The organism is Lentzea sp. NPDC037011 (assembly GCF_055607425.1).
Genome location: NZ_JBVJRT010000009.1, coordinates 1 through 15,930, shown reverse-complemented (window position 1 = coordinate 15,930; position 15,930 = coordinate 1). Strand labels below are relative to the sequence as shown.

Sequence of the window (15,930 nt, the reverse complement as noted above, 5' to 3'; positions counted from 1 at the left end):
CGGCGTGTTCCCGGGAGCGTCCGGAGCGTTGTCGATGCCCTGCACAGGTGATTCCCGCGGCAGGGTGTTGCAGATGACGGAAACGCACACCTTCGGGTTGACCGGCCGGTTTGCCTATTCCTTTGTGAGATCGACGTTGTAATCCTCGGTCAGAGGTCCGCAGTCACGAAGCGGTCTCAAGGCCTGGTCGAGGAGGCACTACGCCATGCCCGTCACCACACCGGTTTCCCCGTCCGACGTCGAACTGTCGACCAACCCCGACTCACCGGACAGCCACCGTGAGCAGGTGCTGGTGCAGCTGCCCGGCTCCGGGGTGGTCCCGAAGATCGACGTGTACTTCCTGACCGACAGCACCGGCAGCATGGGCGGCATCATCGGCGCGGTCAGCGCGCGGGTGGAGGACATCCTGAACAGGCTGATCACCGCCGCGAACGCGGTCGGCGCGGACGTGAACTTCGGTGTCGGGAACTACAAGGACATGGAGGACCCGCAACCCGATCGCTTCCGCAGTCAGGTCCCCCTGGGCACGAGCACCGCGGCTGCGGCCAACGGCATCCGGGCCTGGAGCGCCGCCGGTGGTGGTTGGAGCCACGCGGAGGGCCAGTTCTACGCGCTGGACCAGCTCGCGCAGCCCCCCGGCGGGTCGATCGGTTGGCGTGCCGGCACCAAGCGGATCGTCGTCTGGATCGGCGACATGCCAGGGCACGACCCGATCTGCCAGGGGTTGTCCGGCCTGACCTACGACATCACCGAGGCGTCGGTCACCGCCAAGCTCCAGGCGCAGGGCATCTTCGTGCTCGCGATCAGCACCGGCCCCAGCGGGCCGGGTTCGGGGTTGAACGCGGATCCGGTTCCCCTGTCCTCTGGTGGAGGCGTGTACGAGAGCTTCTGCGGCGCTTTCGGCGGTCTGGCGGGCCAGGGCTCCCGCATCGCCGCCGCGACCGGCGGCACGTACACCGAGGGGATCACCCCTGACACCGTGGTGCAGACGATCATCAACCTCGGCACCGCGGGCATCTCCACGCTGGGCAACGTCAGCCTCGTGCCGGGCACGGCGATCGCGCCTTTCGTGCGCGTCCACCCCGCCGGCGGTCACGGTCCCTTCACCGGTGCCCATCCCGGCACGCTGGACTTCGAATTGGAGTTCCCCGCCGTGACACCCGTCTCCGGTACGCCGGTGACCCAGGAGGTCGCGGTGGAAGGCGATGTCGACGTGGTCGTGGACGGGGTGCGGACCGGCTCGACCCGGGTGAAGATCACCGTGCCCGACCTGGCCGGGCAGTACAAGATCCAGAGCACGCTCAGCGGCCTGTACCTCCAACTCGACGACCCCGGCTGGACCGGTGACGGTGCCAACGTCGACCAGAACACCTACACCGGCCTGGCCGCTCAGCACTGGGAGCTGATGCCGGTCTCCGGCGGCGGTTACCGGATCAAGAACTGCGACCCGGCCCGCGACCGCTACCTGGAAGTGGTCGGCATGTCCTTCGACGACGGCGCCGAGGTCCTCACTCGGTCCGACCCCAGCGGCCCGCACAAGGAATGGCTGCTCATACCGGCGGGTTCCTCCGGTGCGGGCGGCCTGGTGTTCCGCATCCAGAACCTGCACACCGGCAAGGTCCTCGACATCCAGGGCGGCAGCACGCAGCAGGACGCGCCGGTGTTCCAGTACTTCTACTGGGGCGACTACCCCGCCTACCACGAGAACCACAACCAGCACTGGCGGCTGGAACGCCTCTGACACAGCGCCTCCCGCGCACCACGCGCCGGACCGGTGCGGCCGCGGACCGTGATGCCCACCGGCTCCGGCCGCCCTCCGGAGAAGGACCGCCGACGGTCGACACGCCGACATCCGGGTTGGCCGACCGAACTCACGGTCCCCCTCAACCGAGACCGCGCCGCCGATCACGGATCTGCGACCACCTGACGACCCGACAGCGGAAGAAGGAGCAGCCCCAGCATGCCCATCACCACACCGCCGACCCCGTCCGACATCGAGCTCTCGATCAACCCGAACTCGTCGGACAGCCATCACGAACAGGTCCAGGTGCAGCTGCCCGCCACCGGCGCGATCCCCAAGATCGACGTGTACTTCCTCGCCGACAGCACCGGCAGCATGACCGGCATCATCGACGCGGTCCGCGCCAGGGTGGAGGAAATCCTCACCAGGCTGGTCACCGCGGCCGGCCAGGTCGGCGCGGACGTGCAGTTCGGTGTGGGCAACTACCGGGACCTGGACTACCCCGTCACCCAGCGCTTCCACCACCAGGTCTCGCTGACCTCCAGCTCCCCGGCCGCCGCCGGCGCCATCCACGCCTGGACCGTGGCCGGCGGCACCACCGTCGCCGAAGGTCAGTTCTTCGCCCTGGACCACCTCGCCCAGCCTCCCGGCGGCACGATCGGCTGGCGTGCCGACGCCAAGCGGATCATCCTCTGGGTCGGCGACGCCCCGGGGCACGACCCGATCTGCCAGGCCGTGTCCGGTCTGACCCACACCATCACCGAGCACTCGGTGATCTCCAAGCTGCAGGCCGAGGGCATCGCCGTGCTGGTGATCAGCACCCCCTCCGGGTCGAGCGGACCAGGGCTCGACGTCGACCCGGTGCCGCTGTCCAACGGCGCCCCTTACCAGGGCAACTGCGGCATCGGCGGCACCGCCGGGCAGGGCAGCCGGGTCGCCGCCGCCACCGGCGGCACCTACACCGACGGCATCACCCCCGCCACGATCGTCGACACGATCATCACCCTGGGCACCACGGGCATCACCACCATCGGCAGCGTCAGCTTCGTTCCCGACACCACGATCGCGCCGTTCGTGCACGTCTCGCCCGCCGGCTACGGCCCCTTCCCCGGCACACAGCCGCAGACCCTGGACTTCGCGCTGGAGTTCCCCAGGGCCACGGCAACTGCCGCCGCCCCGGTGACCCGGGCGATCACGGTGCAGGGCGCGGTCGACGTGGTCGTGGACGGCGTGCGGACCGGCTCCACCCAGGTGAAGATCACCGTGCCGGACCTGACCGGCAGCTACAAGATCCGCTGCACCCTGAGCGGCCTGTACCTGCAGCTGGACGATCCGAACTGGACCGGTGACGGCGCCAACGTCGACCAGAACGTCGACAGCGGCATCCCGGCCGTGGGATGGCAGCTGGTGCCCGTCCCCGGCGGCGGTTACCACATGAAGAACTGCGACCCGGCCCGTGACCGCTACCTGGAGGTGGTCGGCATGTCGATGGACAACGGCGCCGAGGTGCTCACCCGGTCCGATCCCAGCGGCGCGCACAAGCAGTGGCTGTTCATCCCCGCCGGGGCGTCCCAGGGCGGGTCGGTGTTCCGCATCCAGAACCTGCACTCCGGCAAGGTCCTCGACGTCCGCAACCAGAGCCTGGACCCCGACGCACGGGTGACCCAGCAGAGCTACTGGGGCGACTACCCCACCTACCACGAGCACCACAACCAGCACTGGGTCCTGGAGCGCATCTGAGATGACTCCGCAGGACGACGCCCACCTCGCGCTGGTCAACGGCGCCAGCGGCAAGGCCCTGACGGCCGATGGCCCGCGGATCCGGCAGACCTGGCCCGACAACACCGCACCGGCGCAGCGGTGGAGGCTGCGCCGCACGGCGGAAAGCCGTCACACCGTCGTGGTGGAGAACACCGCGAGCGGGCTGGTGCTGTCCGTGGCCGGCGCCGCCGGGCACAACGGCGCCGAGGTGGTGCTGGAGGAACGACGGGAGAACGGTCAGCACCAGTTGTGGCGGCTGGTGCCGCTGCGCTCGGGCTGCCACGCCCTGGCGAACCTGGCCAGCGGCAAGTACCTGGACCTGTGGGACGCCGACTCCGGTCACGAGCCCCGGCTGGCCCAGTTCGACTTCTGGCACGGACCACAGCAGCGCTGGTGCCTGCGCCCAGTCGCACACCGCCGCAACAGCCGGGCCGTGGTCACCCTGGTCCGCGACGAACCGGACTTCTTCCCGATCTGGCTCGACTACTACTCCCGGTTCTTCGCACCGCAGGACATCCACGTCCTGGAACACCAGCCCGCACCCGGCCTGCCGCCCGACGACCGGTTCACGCGCATCCCGATCCACCACGACGAGTTCAGCAGCGACTGGCACCGCGACATCGTCCAGCAACACCAGCACGACCTCGTCGACCGCTACGACGTCGTGCTCAGCACCGACGTCGACGAGATCGTCACCCCCGACCCGCGCTACGGCGACCTGAGCCGCTACATCGACCAGTTCGACCAGGACTTCGTCAACTGCACCGGCTGGGAGGTCCTGCACCAGCACGACAGCGAAGCACCCTTCGACGCCGGACGCGGTGTGCTGGAGCAGCGCTCGACCTGGTTCTCCAACCCCCTGTACTCCAAGCCCCTGCTGGCGCGGATACCGATGACCTGGCTGGGCGGCTTCCACGAACGCACCGACCAGGCCACCAACCCCGACCCGAACCTGTACCTGATCCACCTGCACCGCATGGACTACCAGCTCTGCCTCCGCCGTCACCAGCTGCGCACCACCCACAGGACCGCGCAGGACGACATCGACAACCACCGCGGCTACCAGAACCGCATCGTCGAGCCCGACGAGTTCCACCGCTGGTTCTACCGGGACAGGGTCTGCGGCGAGCCGATCCACCCCGAACCCATACCCGAGCACTGGCGCGGCACCGTGTGACCGCGCCGGCACGGGCAGTGACCCGACCCGACCCGATCGGGGCTATCCGGCTGTGCCCGACTTTCCGATGTTCTGAGCGAGCTCAAGTACCCACCACACCAGTCCGGAGGATGCAGTGCCTCTCACCGACCTGCTCAAAGCCAAGATCGACCACGGCTTCGCCCAGCTGGACGTGGACGGCGACGGTCTGTTGACCGAGCAGGACCACGTCCTGATGGGCCGCCGCACCGCCGAGTCCCTGGGCCACGCGTCCGGCTCGGCGGAGGAGCAGCGCATCGTGGACGCCTACCTGGGCATTTGGCGCGAGCTGCACGCACCCCACATCCCCGGCGGCGGCCAGGCCATCAGCCGCGAGCAGTTCCTCGCCTCCACCGGCAGTCTCGCCGATGACCCGCAGGCCGCCTCCGCGACCGTGGGAGCGCTTGCCAAGGCGTTCCTGGCGATCGCCGACACCGACGCGGACGGCAACGTCAGCCCGGAAGAGTTCCGGAAGTTCCAGCACGGGCACTTCCCGGACCTGACCGACGAGGAGTCGGCGCAGGCGTTCCACCACCTCGACCTCGACAGCGACGGGGTGCTGACGGCGGAGGAGTTCGTCCGGGCGTGCGTGGACTACTGGACCAGCACGGACCCCGACTCGCCCGGGAACTGGTGGGCGGGCCGCGCCCTGGGCTGAGGATTCGCGACGAGTGAGGTCGACGGGCAGGTCCTCCGTCATCCCGGAAGATTTTCTCCGACGGGATGTCGACACAGCGCGCACGGCTCCGACGTCCCAGGCGAGGATGGGGCCGACCGGCTGCGTCCACGACGAAGACCAAGGGGCCGATGGTGAAGTACGTGATCATGATCCACTCCAACCCGCAGCCGTGGGGGCACCCGACCTCCGACCACCTGCCCGAGTACCGGGTCATGCCGGACGAGCAGCGGGAACGGATGAACGCCGACTTCGCGGCCATGCTCGCGGACCTGCAGGAGAGGGGCGAGCTGCTGGGCGGTGAGGCGCTGGGAGCGCCCGAGTCGTCACGGCTCTACCGCTGGAGCGACGGCAAGCCCCTGGTCACCGACGGCCCGTACTCGGAGGCCAAGGAGCACCTGGCCGGGTTCTTCCTCGTCGACGTGGAGAGCCAGGAGCGCGCGGAGGAGATCGCGGCGCGGTTCAGCGGTCCTGGTGAGACCGTCGAGCTGCGTCCCGCGATGGGGCCAGGGGGTTCCGACCAGTGACCGCACAGGTGGTCGAGGACGTGTGGCGGCAGGAGTCCGCGCACGTCCTCGCCGCCCTGCTGCACCGGTACGGCGACCTGGGCGACTGCGAGGACGCGGCGCAGGAGGCAGCCGAGGCGGCGGCGCGGCAGTGGGACCGGGACGGCGTGCCCGGCAACCCCCGCGGCTGGCTCATCAGGGTCGCGTCCCGGCGGCTGATCGACCGGATGCGCACCGACGACGCGCGGACAGCGCGGGAGAACGCCCTCAGCGCCGCACTTCCCGCCGACGCCCGCCTCTCCCCCGCCGCCGACCGGTCACCGCACGACGAAGCCGACGACACCCTGCGGTTGTTGCTGCTGTGCTGTCACCCGGGCCTGAGCCGGTCCTCGCAGGTCGCGTTGACGTTGCACGCCGTCGGCGGGCTGAGCACGGCGCAGATTGCCGCCGCGTACCTGGTTCCCGAGCGCACGATGACGCAACGCCTCACCAGGGCGCGCTCCACGCTGCGGGCGGCAGGTGCGGTGTTCCGGCTCCCGGCCCCAGCCGACCTGCCCGCGCGCGTCGCCGCCGTGCTCGACGTCTGCCACCTGATGTTCACCGAAGGGCACACGCGATCCACCGGTGACGCACTGGTCGACTCGCCGCTGGCCGAGGAAGCCATCCGCCTCACCCGGCAACTGCACGCGGTCGTACCCGACCACGACGAGGTCGCCGGCGCACTGGCGTTGATGCTCCTGACGCACGCCCGCGCGGCTGCCCGGACCGAGAACGGGAACCTCGTGCCGCTCGCGGAGCAGGACCGGTCCCGGTGGGACCGCCGGCGGATCGCCGAAGGCGTGCGAATCCTGGAACGGGTGCTGCCGCGCGGGCACGTCGGCAGGTTCCAGCTGCAGGCCGCGATCGCCGCCGTCCACGCGGAGGCCGAGAGCTGGGAGGACACCGACTGGCGGCAGATCACCCTGCTCTACGCCATGCTGGCGCAGGTGGCACCCAGTCCGGCCGTGACGCTCAACCAGGCGGTCGCGGTCGGGATGGCGTTCGGCCCCGAGGACGGCTTGGCCCTCCTCGGTCCGTTGCTCGACGATCCCGTGACGAGGCGGCACCACCGCACTCACGCCGTACGCGCGCACTTGGTGGAGATGACCGGCGACCTGCCCGGTGCGCTCGACAGCTACCGCCAGGCGGCCCGTCTCACGGCGAGCCAACCCGAGCAGCGCTACCTCAACGCGCGGATCGGCCGTCTCGACGCGAAGTGAAGCCGGACGTCCACAAGGGAAAATGACACACGGCAGCCACCCGGCACAGCACTACCGGGGCTTCAGGCCGGCGAGCACGACGGTGACCACGCTGTCGGCCTCGGCACGCCATTGAGGACGGTCGTGCGCCGCGGTGATGCCGTGCAACGCCATCATGACGGCACTGGGCTCGACGTCGTCCCGCACGGTGCCCTCCGCCACCCCGGCCCGCACCAGCTCGACGACGGCCTGTTCCAGCGCGAGGCCACCTTCCGCCAGTGCGCCGGAACGGGTGGCCATGAGCGTGGCCAGCGTGCGGGCCAGGCCCCGGTGGGCGTCCACGTACTCGACCATGCCGCGCAGGAACGCCGCCAGCGCGTCCGCCGCGGGGAGCTGGGCCCGCAGGTCGCGGACGCGGTCGCAGAGCGCGGCGACCTCGCCGCGGTAGACGGCCTCGGCCAGTGCCTCCCTGGTCGGGAAGTGGCGGTACAGCGTGCCGGTGCCGACGCCGGCGAGGCGGGCGAAGTCGTCGAAGCGCAGGTCGAAGAAGCTGCCGTCGGCGAAGAGCTCCCTGGCCTTGGCGACCAGGGCGTCCCGGTTGCGCCGGGCGTCGGCGCGCAGCGGCTTGGCGGTGTTCACGCGGTGCCTCTCGTTGACAAGTGGAGACCATCTCCATATCGTCGAAGTGGAGATCGTCTCCGTTTTATCGTACTCCACGGGGTGTGCAGTGAAGATCCTCATGTTCGGTCGTGGCGCGATCAGCACCGGCTGCGGCTGGGCGCTGGAGCAGGCGGGCCACGACGTGGAGTTCTACGTGCGGCCGGGGCGCGCGGCGCAGTACGGGGACGCGGTGCGGCTGGAGCTCGTCGACGCGCGGCGGCGGCCGTGGGGGCGGCGGGTCGAGCAGCGGTGGCCGGTGCGCCTGCGGGAGGAGCTGGCGGCCGATCACGACTACGACCTCGTCGTGCTGAGCGTGCCCCACCACCGGCTGGCGGAGGCCGCCGAGTTCCTGGCGCCACGTGTCGGCGGCGCGACCGTGCTGGTGCTCGGCAACGTCTGGGAGGAACCGGAGGAGGCGGTCGAGCCGCTTCCCCTCGACCGGCTCGCGTGGGGCTTTCCCGGCTTCGGCGGCGCGTTCGGCGCGGACGGCGTGCTGCGCGGGGTGCTCCTGCCGCCGGTCGTCTTCGGCACGGTCGGTGCGCCGCCCACCGAGCGTGAACTGGTTGTGCGCCAGGTGTTCCGCGCGGCCGGGTTCCGCCCGCGGGAACGGCAGGACCTCCGCGGCTGGCTGTGGTTGCACTTCGCGGTGGACGCCGGTCTGCACGCGCAGGCGCTGCGCAGGGGTGCGCTCGCCGACCTGGTCGGCGTGCCGGGTGCCTTCCGCGAGGCGCTGCGCACCGGTCGCGAGCTGCTGCCGGTGCTGGAGGCGCGCGGGATCGACCTGCGCCGGCACCGGGCCGCCGTGCTGGGGCTCCGCGCGCCCGCCTGGCTGACGGGAAGCGTCCTCGCGTGGCTGGTCGCCCACTTCCCGCCGGCCCGTGCCAGCTTCCGGACCCATTGGGACGCGAGCGCCGCCGAGCCGCGGGAGATCGTCCGCGACGCCGTGGCGGAGGCCCGGCGGTGGGGTGTCGCGGTGCCCCGGCTGGAGGCGGCCCTGCTCGGAACTTCGTGAGCCCGCACGGGCCGTGCCCGCCCTGACCAGCGCACGAGCCGACTCGTGTACACAGGAGGGTGGTTGCCGGAACAAGTTCCACCGCGAGCGGTCGGCACGGACCCGGCCGCCGAGCGCGCACAGCACCTGCGAGAACAGGAGGTGTCCCGGTGGAACTCCCCGAGAAGGAGAGGCTCCAGCTCAAGGAGATCGAGAGGCAGCTCGCCGAGGAGGACCCGCGGTTCGCCGCCAGGCTGACCCGCAAGCCCCCGCCGCACCAGCGGCTGTCCCGCAAGGCGATGTTCGCCGTCCTGCTCGTGCTGGCCGACGTCGTGGGCCTGGCGGTGCTGGTGGGTGGTGTCACGCTCGGGTCGGTCGTGCTCATCGTGCTCGGCGTCGCCGTTCTCGCCGTCTTCCCCGTGCTGGTCGTCGTCCGCGCCTGGCAGGGCACGCGCGGGAAGCGGTGACCCCGCCCGCACCGCAGTCCGGTAGCCGCTGACGCCCCACAGGAGCCGACAACTTCCATGATCATCCGACCGGGACACCCGTGCTGGGTGGAGCTGGCCACGACCGACACCGAGCGCAGCACGGCCTTCTACGGGTCCGTGTTCGGCTGGCGGTACCACTGGATCAAGGACGGCGCGGGCGAGGACTACGCGATCGCCCTCCTGGACGGCGAACCGGTGGGCGGCGTCCGGCCGCTGGAGCGCGCGACGCTGGACTGGACGCCCTACCTGGCCGTCGCGGACCTGGCCGCCGCGGGCGAACGGGTGCGGCGGCTCGGTGGCACGGCGCTGGAGACCCGGCAGCACGTCCTGCCCGGTCTCGTGGCCAAGGTCCTGGCCGACGACCCGAGCGGGGCGACGGTGGGGCTCGCCCAGCCCGTCGCCGACGGCTGGGGGTTCACCGCAGGGGTGCCGGGAGCGCTCGTGTGGCTGGAGTTCGTCACGCGCGCGCCCCGCCAGGCCGATCCGTTCTACGGCGCGCTCTTCGACTTCCGGCAGCGGCAGGTCGGGGACGGCACGGCCGTCGACCACGTCGTGTACTCCACCGGCGGGGACACGGTGATCGGCCGGGTGCGGATGGCGCCGGACACCCCGGCGACCGTGCCGCCGCGGTGGATCGCGCACTTCGCCGTGCCGCCCGGTCTGGACTTCGCCGAGACGCTGCACCGGGCCCGCACGGCCGGGGCGCGGCTGCGGTTCCAGCCCTACCCCTCGCCGCTGGGTCAGGTCGCGGTGCTGGCCGACCCGCTCGGCACCCGCTTCGCGATCATCGACCCGGAGCTGGCCTCGGACTGGGACGACCACTCACCGGCCGACGACCCCTACGACGACTGACGTCCGAGCACGGGCCGCAGGTGTCGACCGGGCAGATCACCGACCCGGACGTGTCACTTCTTCACCTGAACGACTGAACGCACAGGTCAACGCAGCGAGAACGCGACTCGGTCACCACTACAGTCGTGTGGTCCCCTACTTCTTGATTCACCCTCACGGCCTAGGCGGAACCACACTGAACGGCCTACCGACGCGTGCGCTCGGCGAGCTCACGTGACGTCGATGCACACCACCGCCGCCATCTGCCGGGTCCTGGCCGCCGATGCGACCCCGGTGTTCCGCGAAGGCCTGCGCACGGTCGTGCAGCGCACGATCGGCCTGGAGTGGGCCGGCGGCACGGACCACCCCGACGTCATCCGCGACAGCGTGCGCACCACGCTCCCGCACGTGGTCCTGCTGGACAGCGCGATCGACCCGCAGGGGCGGCTGACCGAGGAGCTCGTCACGACCAACCCGAGGCTGCGGGTGGCGGTCCTGCTCCGCGAACGCGACCACACCCCCGCCTCCGTGCGCATCGCCAGGGCGGCCGGGGCGCACTGCCTGCTCAGCAGGGAGACCGACGCGTCGAGGATGGTCCGCGCGATCCTCCAGCCGGCGCCGGCCGGCCACTACATCGACCCCGGGCTGCTGCTGGCCCTCAACGCGCCGGGCCCGCACCCGTCCGGCAGCGGGCACGACGTGCTCACCTCACGGCAGTGCCAGACCCTCGCACTGGTCGCCGAGGGGAAGGTGGACGAGGACATCGCCCACGTCCTGGACATCGCCGTGACCACGGTGCGCACCCACGTCCGGGAGATCCGGCGGCGGCTCGGCGCCCACGACCGCGCCCACGCGGTCGCACTGGCCTACCACGTGGGCATCCTGCCGCTGCAACCGTCGCTCAGGACCTCCGTCCGGCGGCCTCGATCGCGGTGAGCACGGCGTCGAGGTCGGCCCGGGTGGTGCGCGGGTTGATCGTGCACAGCCGCACCGCGAGCCGGCCGTCCACAGTGGTCGTCGTGACGAACGCGCTGCCGGACTCGTTGACGGCGGCGCAGATCGCCGCCTGGAGCTCGTCGGAACCGCCGCGGTGGCGCAGGCAGACGATCCCCAGGCTCGGGCCCGCCACCAGTTCGAGGTCCCTGCTGGCGGTGACGCGGCGGGCGACGTGCTCGGCCTGGTCGAGGCCGTGGTCGACGGCGGCGCGGAAGGCGGCCACGCCGAAACCCTTGAGGGACAACCACAGCTTCAGCGCGCGGGCGGCGGTGGTGAACTGCACGCCGTGGTCGGACAGGTTCGTCTCGGCGGCTGCGGGCCGGGAGACGCTGAGGTAGTCGGCACCGGCGCGGTAGCGGTCGACGGTGAACGCCCTGCGCAGCACCTCGGGGTCGCGCACCAGCACGCAGCCGATCTCGTAGGGCTGGAACAGCCACTTGTGCGGGTCGACCACGACCGAGTCGGCCTCGTCCAGGCCGCGCAGGGCGGCGCGGCCGCGGTCGGTCAGTGCCGCGGCGGCACCGTGGGCGCCGTCCACGTGCAGCCACAGGTCTTCCGCCCGGCACAGCGCGGCGAGCTCGGGCAGCGGGTCGATCGCGCCGGTCGCGGTCGTGCCCGCCGTCGCCAGCACCAGGAACGGGCGCAGTCCGGCGGCGCGGTCGGCGTGGACCGCGTGCCGCACGGGCTCCGCGCGCAGCGCCGGCAGCAGCCGCACCTGGTCCCGCCGCAGCCCGAGGACGTGGCAGGCGCGCAGCACCGCGGGGTGGGTCTGGTCTGAGCAGTAGAGGACGCCGCCCGTCGCGTTCGTGCCGAGGCGGTCGTCGCGCGCGGCGGCGATCGCCGTCAGGTTGGCGAGCGCACCACCGGGGGTGAACACGCCGCCCGCACCCGCCGGCAGTCCGAGCAGGCTCGCGAGCCACCGTGCGGTCACCAGCTCGACGGCCGCGGGTCCGGCGCCGACCGGCCACGCACCGGGCGAGGTGTTGAAGCCGGAGGCGAGCAGGTCGCCGAGCACGCTGAGGAAGTTGCCGGCGCTGGGGATGAACGCCAGGCAGCCGGGGTGCCCGAGCCGCAGCGAACGCGGCAGGACCTCGTGGGCGAGGAACTCGACGAGCAGGCCGGGGTCGGACGGGTGCTCCGGCACGGGGTCGTCCAGCACGTGCCGCAGCTCGTGCGGTGCCGCCGGTGTTCTGACCGGCTGGGCGCGCAGGCCGGTCAGGTGGTCGACGACGAGGTCGACCACCCGGTGCCCGAGCTCGCGCATGCGCTCCGGTGGCAGGTCGAGCCAGCCCGCCTCGTCAGCCATCGTCGACCACCACCGCGCGGCGCACGGCCCTGACCCAGTCCCGCGCCTCGGCCGTGAGCTCCGGAGCCGGCCGCACGGCGGCGGCCGGTCCGCGCCACTGCAGCAGGACGAGCTCCTCCCCCGGCCGGACCCGGTCACCGGGACGGGCGTGCGGCCACAGCAGCGCCTCGCCGGGCCGCAGGCCGACGAGGTCGCCGTCGCCCTGGTGGTGCGGCACGCCGCCGTCGAGCCGGTGCACCCCCGCCTCGACCCCCTCCCGCAGCACACCGCTGCGGTCGGCGGTGACGACGAGCTGGCTGAGCTCCAGGTGCGGCACCTGCACCTCCTCGACGGGCAGTGACGGCGCCACCGCGGCGAGCACGTGCGTGCCGAGGGTGGGCAGCAGTCCTGCGGCGCGTTCCTGGGCCTGCACCAGCGACACGACCGTCTGGAACCTCGGGTTGATCTCGATGGCCAGCACGGCCGCAGCGGGTGTGACGAGCAGGTCGAGCCCGAACGCGCCGAGGAACCCCAGCCCGCCGAGCTGGTCGCCCACCAGTGCGCCCACCTCGCGGCACCGCGCCGCGGCACCGGGTGGGAGGTCGTCGTCGGCGATCAGCTGGTTGCCGCAGTGCGCGCCCCAGTACGGCGTCAGCTCGGGGATGCCCACCAGCTGGTGGGACAACGCGGACACCACCGTGCCGTGCCGCGTCACGCATCCGCTCACCGTCACCGGGACTCCGTCGACGTGGGCCGACACCCGCAGCGCCTCACCGGCCCACTCGCGCAGCACGTCGGCGCGCTGCCGCGGTGTGGTGACCAGGCGCGTGCCCTTGCCGGTGAGGTTGTTCGCCCGGCGCTGCACGACGAGCGGACCCGTTGCGGCGTCGGGGATCTCGCCCTCGACGATCCATGTGCGCGGTGTGTCCGCACCGGCCGCCGCGAACAGCTCCAGCGAGGTGATCTTGTCGGCCGCGGTGGCCACGGCGGCCGGGTCGGCGGCCAGCAGCCGCAGGCCCGCCGCAGCCGCCCAGGCGTGCGCGCCGATCCCGTCCTCGGGTGCGAAGCTCACCGCGAGCCCGTGCGGTTCAGCCGGTCGCGCGGGCGGCGGGAGGTCCGCCTCGCGCCGGTGGTCCCGGTGGGCGATGCGCAGCCACGGGATCACGGGCGTGGCCACCGCACCGAGGAACGGCGACCGGTCGTGCCACGTCAGGTGCGGCGCGTGCGCGCGTAACAGCCGCACGCCCTCGTCGAGGGGCACGCCACTGATGGTCGGCACGGCGTGCTCAGAGGACGGTGAAGGTGCCGGCCGACGACTGCCGGGTGATGCCCTGCTCGGTGAGGCACCGCGCGAGGTCGATCGCGGGGGCCACCTGCACGGCCTGGGCGGACCGCCCGGCGAACACGCCGCCGGTGATCGTGCCGGTCTTGGTGACCACGTCGGCGCCGGGGGCGGACGTGACGGTCACGGTGTAGGTGAACGTGCTGGTCCGCCCGTCCGCCCACCTGATCACGCGGCTCTCCTGCACGGCGGCGAGCGGTTCCAGGCACCCGGCGGTGCGGTCCACGGTGAACTCGCTGGTGCCGCCCGTGACCACACCGGTGCACGAGGTGTACTCGTCCCGCACCGACGTGCGCAGCGGTCGCGGCACCAGCACGACACCGGGCGAGTACGTCCAGGTCGACGTCGTCGTGCACGCCACGACGGGCGTGTCCGCGACCGCGGCCGCACCGGGAACGGCGGGCACGAGCGCCGCGACGACGACGCCGAGGGCGCGGCAGGACTTGGCGAGGTGGCTCATTCGGTCACGCATCCTGATCTCGAAGCACCGGGGGGTGAGCGGATCGTATTGATCACGAGTCGATCCGGGTGATCACCGGATCGGGTACACCGTGCGACACTGCGGTCCCCCTACGAGAGGTGCGCAGATGGTTCCCGAAGACCTCGTCGTGTGGCGCCGCCGGCAGGACGCGGGTCAGCCCAACCCCTGGTCGGAGGGCCTGCGGCTGCTCGCGGACGACGAGCGGCCCGCGGCGCTGGACACCGGTTACCTGACCGCCGCGGACCTCGCGAACCCCGACGTCGCCGCCAACACCAGGGCGATCGAGGAGACGGCCGCGCTGGTCACCTGGGTCGCCGAGGACGAAGACGAGGGCAGGGCGTTCGGTTACTGGCGCGGACCGGGCCACCTCCCGCTCACCGCGGCGCCCGTCGTCGTCCTCGACAACGAGGGCCAGTTCGAGCTCCTCCGCGGCAGCAGCCTCAGCGAGGCCCTCAGCGACGAGTACGGCCAGTGGGCCGACGACGGCTACGCCGGTGTGGTCGCGCGGTGCCGGGCGGAGGGCGTCCCGATCAGCGCCGACGACCCCGACGACCTGCCGGAGCCGGCCGTGTCGCCGACCCCTGACGAGCACCACGGCGCCCGGTACCGCGCGCTGCTCGCCGAAGGCGCGGCTGGATGACCGGTGTCACCGCCGGGCAGCTGGTGGCCGCGGTCGAGCAGATGACCGGGCTGCCGTGGCCGGACGACGGGCGGCTCGACTGGGAGGTCGACGGGCTCGCCGGGCACACGGACGTCCACCGGCACGTGCTGCCCCTTGCGGCCGTGCCGTCGTCCTTCCTCGACCTGGCCGACCGGAGCTGGGGCACGCGCCACCGCGCCGGTGCGAGCCGCTTCATCGACTCCGAGGTGGTGTGGTGGCGGTCCGGGGACGACGCCGTCGCCCTGGTCGGCACCCCCGCCGCCGTGGTGGTGCTGCCGGCGCGGTGGCTGGCAGAGCCACCCGCCGGAAGTGACGTGTCGCCGGTCGTCGCGGACTTCCTCTCCGGTGACGGCGAACGCGTCCTGTCCTCGGTGTGGGCGGTCTTCGGGACCCGTGACCCCGAGGTCCTGGCCCCGCTGGTCCCCGCGCTGCGCGCCGTCGAGGAGGCGACCGCGGACGTCGAGCTCGGCGGCCTGCTCGTGTCCAACCACTCCAACCTGGAGCACGCGCTCGACCGGGTCCGGCTCTTCGCCGCCGGGACGTGCCTGTGCGCGGCGTACCCCGCGCACCAGTTCTACGACCCGGCGAAGGAGAGCGGGCGCCGGCACGTCCGGGTCGTGCGGACGGTTCCCAATGACCGGCAGTGGGTGCCCGACCGCGTCTGCGAGTGCCTCGACTGCGGCCGGCGGTTCCAGGTCGAGCAGGGCGAGTACCACTACCCCTGGTGGAAGTGGACCCCGGTCGCCGGGTGACCGGGCAGACACGAACCGCTCCCGGGCCCCGCTCCGAACACCAGGTGGAGCGTGCGGCCGAAGCTGAGAGCCGGGGTCTGCGATGAGCGGCTGTTCTCAGCGGCGACCGCGTGCTGCGGACCCACCGTTGAGCGTTCGGCGGGGTGCCCGCTTACGGTGGGTCGAGGAACGAGAGGTCCAACGCCCGCAGCGTCGTCGTGGCTGCTGCGGGTTCGGCGTTCTGGGAGCGTGAGTCATGAGTGCCATCACCACGCCGACGAAGCCGGCCAACGCGGCCGCGCGCGTCGCAGGGGCGGCGGCCAACGCTGCCGATGAGCGGTTCCACG

The 15,930-nt window shown here is 72.2% G+C and carries 16 protein-coding genes; 12 read left to right on the top strand and 4 right to left on the bottom strand.

Annotated features, from left to right (window positions below; translation table 11 throughout):
- Nucleotides 1-205 precede the first annotated feature (205 nt).
- From ACZ7CH_RS26865 to ACZ7CH_RS26840, 6 genes are all read left to right on the top strand, one after another.
- Nucleotides 206-1,741 (top strand): RICIN domain-containing protein, encoded by a 1,536-nt coding sequence (locus ACZ7CH_RS26865; RefSeq protein WP_470372402.1) that lies wholly within the window; start codon nucleotides 206-208, stop codon nucleotides 1,739-1,741.
- Between the two features lie 219 nt (nucleotides 1,742-1,960).
- Nucleotides 1,961-3,481, top strand: a complete 1,521-nt coding sequence (locus ACZ7CH_RS26860) for an RICIN domain-containing protein (protein ID WP_470375201.1) — start codon at nucleotides 1,961-1,963, stop codon at nucleotides 3,479-3,481.
- A 1-nt stretch (nucleotide 3,482) separates the two neighbouring features.
- Complete coding sequence (locus ACZ7CH_RS26855) at nucleotides 3,483-4,679, top strand: RICIN domain-containing protein (protein WP_470375200.1); 1,197 nt, start codon at nucleotides 3,483-3,485, stop codon at nucleotides 4,677-4,679.
- A 115-nt stretch (nucleotides 4,680-4,794) separates the two neighbouring features.
- Nucleotides 4,795-5,355, top strand: a complete 561-nt coding sequence (locus ACZ7CH_RS26850; protein WP_360400545.1) for an EF-hand domain-containing protein — start codon at nucleotides 4,795-4,797, stop codon at nucleotides 5,353-5,355.
- 149 nt (nucleotides 5,356-5,504) lie between these two features.
- The gene (locus ACZ7CH_RS26845) at nucleotides 5,505-5,900 is read left to right on the top strand and encodes a YciI family protein (RefSeq protein WP_360400548.1); all 396 of its coding nucleotides are present in this window, start codon (nucleotides 5,505-5,507) and stop codon (nucleotides 5,898-5,900) included.
- Nucleotides 5,897-7,138, top strand: coding sequence for an RNA polymerase sigma factor (locus ACZ7CH_RS26840; protein ID WP_458432923.1), 1,242 nt, complete (start codon nucleotides 5,897-5,899; stop codon nucleotides 7,136-7,138). The genes ACZ7CH_RS26845 and ACZ7CH_RS26840 overlap by 4 nt, the downstream gene beginning before the upstream one ends.
- A 51-nt stretch (nucleotides 7,139-7,189) precedes the next feature.
- Here the strand turns inward: ACZ7CH_RS26840 and ACZ7CH_RS26835 are convergent, their stop codons facing one another.
- Complete coding sequence (locus ACZ7CH_RS26835) at nucleotides 7,190-7,756, bottom strand: TetR/AcrR family transcriptional regulator (protein ID WP_470372398.1); 567 nt, start codon at nucleotides 7,754-7,756, stop codon at nucleotides 7,190-7,192.
- An 88-nt stretch (nucleotides 7,757-7,844) separates the two neighbouring features.
- On the opposite strand from ACZ7CH_RS26835, the gene ACZ7CH_RS26830 reads away from it, so the two are divergent.
- The 4 genes from ACZ7CH_RS26830 to ACZ7CH_RS26815 all read left to right on the top strand — a co-directional run bounded on the left by ACZ7CH_RS26830 (nucleotide 7,845) and on the right by ACZ7CH_RS26815 (nucleotide 11,023).
- Nucleotides 7,845-8,789: a ketopantoate reductase family protein gene (locus ACZ7CH_RS26830; RefSeq protein ID WP_470375199.1), complete on the top strand. Its 945-nt coding sequence runs from the start codon at nucleotides 7,845-7,847 to the stop codon at nucleotides 8,787-8,789.
- 149 nt (nucleotides 8,790-8,938) lie between these two features.
- A complete protein-coding gene (locus ACZ7CH_RS26825) occupies nucleotides 8,939-9,235 on the top strand; it encodes a DUF3040 domain-containing protein (protein ID WP_360400560.1) in 297 nt (98 codons plus the stop codon).
- Between the two features lie 57 nt (nucleotides 9,236-9,292).
- Nucleotides 9,293-10,108 carry a VOC family protein gene (locus ACZ7CH_RS26820; RefSeq protein ID WP_360400563.1) on the top strand — a complete coding sequence of 272 codons (816 nt, stop codon included), beginning with the start codon at nucleotides 9,293-9,295 and terminating at the stop codon, nucleotides 10,106-10,108.
- A 222-nt stretch (nucleotides 10,109-10,330) separates the two neighbouring features.
- The gene (locus ACZ7CH_RS26815) at nucleotides 10,331-11,023 is read left to right on the top strand and encodes a response regulator transcription factor (protein ID WP_360400585.1); all 693 of its coding nucleotides are present in this window, start codon (nucleotides 10,331-10,333) and stop codon (nucleotides 11,021-11,023) included.
- On the opposite strand, the gene ACZ7CH_RS26810 is transcribed toward ACZ7CH_RS26815, so the two are convergent.
- From ACZ7CH_RS26810 to ACZ7CH_RS26800, 3 genes are read right to left on the bottom strand one after another with little or no spacing between them, the layout of a single operon-like run.
- A complete protein-coding gene (locus ACZ7CH_RS26810) occupies nucleotides 10,989-12,389 on the bottom strand; it encodes a pyridoxal phosphate-dependent decarboxylase family protein (RefSeq protein ID WP_470375198.1) in 1,401 nt (466 codons plus the stop codon). The two genes, ACZ7CH_RS26815 and ACZ7CH_RS26810, sit on opposite strands and share 35 nt — an antisense overlap.
- On the bottom strand, nucleotides 12,382-13,629 hold the full coding sequence (locus ACZ7CH_RS26805; protein WP_470375197.1) for an ATP-grasp domain-containing protein: 1,248 nt from the start codon (nucleotides 13,627-13,629) through the stop codon (nucleotides 12,382-12,384). The genes ACZ7CH_RS26810 and ACZ7CH_RS26805 overlap by 8 nt, the downstream gene beginning before the upstream one ends.
- A 25-nt stretch (nucleotides 13,630-13,654) precedes the next feature.
- The gene (locus ACZ7CH_RS26800; RefSeq protein WP_470375196.1) at nucleotides 13,655-14,170 is read right to left on the bottom strand and encodes a hypothetical protein; all 516 of its coding nucleotides are present in this window, start codon (nucleotides 14,168-14,170) and stop codon (nucleotides 13,655-13,657) included.
- A 127-nt stretch (nucleotides 14,171-14,297) separates the two neighbouring features.
- Between ACZ7CH_RS26800 and ACZ7CH_RS26795 the strand changes: the two genes are divergently transcribed.
- Nucleotides 14,298-14,831, top strand: coding sequence for a hypothetical protein (locus ACZ7CH_RS26795; RefSeq protein WP_360400579.1), 534 nt, complete (start codon nucleotides 14,298-14,300; stop codon nucleotides 14,829-14,831).
- A complete protein-coding gene (locus ACZ7CH_RS26790) occupies nucleotides 14,828-15,604 on the top strand; it encodes a hypothetical protein (RefSeq protein WP_458432933.1) in 777 nt (258 codons plus the stop codon). Before ACZ7CH_RS26795 ends, ACZ7CH_RS26790 begins: the two co-directional genes overlap by 4 nt.
- Nucleotides 15,605-15,930 lie beyond the last annotated feature (326 nt).

Excerpts from the sequence above, each read along its gene's own strand:
- ACZ7CH_RS26800 (WP_470375196.1), bottom strand. The coding sequence starts at position 14,170 with ATGAGCCACCTCGCCAAGTCCTGCCGCGCCCTCGGCGTCGTCGTCGCG.
- ACZ7CH_RS26815 (WP_360400585.1), top strand. The coding sequence starts at position 10,331 with ATGCACACCACCGCCGCCATCTGCCGGGTCCTGGCCGCCGATGCGACC.
- ACZ7CH_RS26810 (WP_470375198.1), bottom strand. The coding sequence starts at position 12,389 with ATGGCTGACGAGGCGGGCTGGCTCGACCTGCCACCGGAGCGCATGCGC.
- ACZ7CH_RS26795 (WP_360400579.1), top strand. The coding sequence starts at position 14,298 with ATGGTTCCCGAAGACCTCGTCGTGTGGCGCCGCCGGCAGGACGCGGGT.
- ACZ7CH_RS26860 (WP_470375201.1), top strand. The coding sequence starts at position 1,961 with ATGCCCATCACCACACCGCCGACCCCGTCCGACATCGAGCTCTCGATC.
- ACZ7CH_RS26820 (WP_360400563.1), top strand. The coding sequence starts at position 9,293 with ATGATCATCCGACCGGGACACCCGTGCTGGGTGGAGCTGGCCACGACC.
- ACZ7CH_RS26865 (WP_470372402.1), top strand. The coding sequence starts at position 206 with ATGCCCGTCACCACACCGGTTTCCCCGTCCGACGTCGAACTGTCGACC.
- ACZ7CH_RS26845 (WP_360400548.1), top strand. The coding sequence starts at position 5,505 with ATGGTGAAGTACGTGATCATGATCCACTCCAACCCGCAGCCGTGGGGG.
- ACZ7CH_RS26790 (WP_458432933.1), top strand. The coding sequence starts at position 14,828 with ATGACCGGTGTCACCGCCGGGCAGCTGGTGGCCGCGGTCGAGCAGATG.
- ACZ7CH_RS26855 (WP_470375200.1), top strand. The coding sequence starts at position 3,483 with ATGACTCCGCAGGACGACGCCCACCTCGCGCTGGTCAACGGCGCCAGC.